The sequence below is a fragment of the Rhodococcus sp. F64268 genome (genome assembly GCF_023015605.1).
Classification (GTDB): Bacteria; Actinomycetota; Actinomycetes; order Mycobacteriales; family Mycobacteriaceae; genus Rhodococcus.
Genome location: NZ_JALKAI010000034.1, coordinates 1 through 1,668, shown reverse-complemented (window position 1 = coordinate 1,668; position 1,668 = coordinate 1). Strand labels below are relative to the sequence as shown.

At 64.8% G+C, this 1,668-nt stretch carries 2 protein-coding genes; one reads left to right on the top strand and one right to left on the bottom strand.

The window, feature by feature from the left end; translation table 11 throughout:
- A partial coding sequence (tnpA, locus tag MWU77_RS24385; protein WP_247275029.1) for an IS200/IS605 family transposase occupies positions 1–404 on the bottom strand: 404 nt, incomplete at its 3' end.
- A gap of 24 nt (positions 405–428) precedes the next feature.
- Here tnpA and MWU77_RS24380 point away from each other — a divergent pair.
- A partial coding sequence (locus MWU77_RS24380; RefSeq protein WP_247275028.1) for a transposase occupies positions 429–1,668 on the top strand: 1,240 nt, incomplete at its 3' end.

The window sequence follows — 1,668 nt, the reverse complement described above, 5'->3', positions numbered from 1 at the left end:
CGTTGGGACTCCACGTACTCGGCGATCACGGACAAGGGCGCACCACCTGCGGTGCCGCAGTAATACGACCGCGACCATAAATGCCCGCCCCACAGATACCGAGACACATGCTCCGCATGGTCACGGCGCAGGTGCCGCGAGGACACCCCCTTGAGCGAGTTCACCAGCTTCGACAACTGCACCGTCGCGGGGAACTCCACCAGCAAGTGCACGTAGTCGTCTTCCCCATTGAACTCCCGCAACTCGCACCCGAAGTCGGCGCACACCTTCCGCATGATCCGCTCGCAGTCCATCAAGATCGGGCCGGTGAACACACCACGCCGGTACTTCGTGACAAACACCAAATGGGCATGACAGTCCCACACTGCGTGTCTACCAGCTCTAACAAGACTCGCTTCATTCACAACACCAAATGATATCGTCGGGGAGTGCTCAAGCGATACCGCTACCGCGCCTATCCCACAGGGGAACAGCACAGGGAGCTGTCTCGATTGTTCGGGTGCTGCCGGATCGTGTTCAACGACGCCCTCGCCGCCAGAGAATCCGCCCGCAAAGCCGGCCGGTCGATCCCGAGCAAGAGCGAGTTGTCGGCGGCGCTGACCGCCGCGAAAACAACCCCCGAACGGGCGTGGCTCGCGGAGGTGTCCTCGGTGCCGTTGCAACAGTCGCTGGCGGACCTGCATCGCGCGTACGCGAACTTCTTCGACTCCCGCACCGGCAAACGTAAGGGCCGCAAGGTCGGTGCGCCACGGTTCAAGAAGCGGACACATCGCCAGTCCGCTCGGTTCACCCGCAACGCCGGGTTCGCGGTTCTCGAGCCGGGCGGCGGTATCGGGCTGGTGCGCCTGCCGAAGATCGGGCGGGTCCGGTATGAGACATCGCGACCGTTGCCGGCGGATCCGTCGAGCGTGACGGTGATCCGCGAGGCCGACGGCCGCTACTATGTGTCCTTCGTCGTCGACGAACCCGTGCCCGCTGCGCTGGTGCCCTCACCGGTGCCGACCCGATGCGCGGGCATCGACGTCGGACTCGAGTCGGTCGCGGCGATCGTTTACGACGATGGGACCCGCGAGAAGATTGCCAATCCCCGCTGGTTGCGGTCGAAGGAACGTCGGCTGGTCCGCGCCCAACGGGCNTACTCGCGCACCATGAAAGGGTCGAAGAATCGGGACAAGGCCCGCCGAAAGGTTGCCGCGGCGCACCGGAAGGTGCGCGAGACGCGGTTGGATCATCACCACAAGCTCGCTCTTCGGCTGATCCGCGAAAACCAAGCGGTCGCTCTCGAGGGAGTGTCGGTGGCTGGGCTTGCCCGCACCCGCATGGGCAAGTCGGTGCACGACGCAGGCTGGTCGACCCTCAGACGGTTGATCGAGGGCAAGGCCGCCGAGCATGGCCGGGTGGCGCACACGATCGGCCGGCGGGAACCGACGTCGCAGGTATGCGCATGTTGCGGGGTGCGGGACGGGGCGAAGCCGTTGGATGTGCGGGTGTGGGTGTGTCCGTCGTGCGGTATGAGGCTGGATCGGGACTATAACGCTGCTGTGAATGTGATGCTCGCCGCCGGGCTGGTGGAGAGGGTAAATGCCTGTGGAGGGAGCGTAAGACGTGTGCTTGCATGCGCGGACCCGGTGAAGCAGGAACCCGCCGAACAGACCTCACCACCTGGTG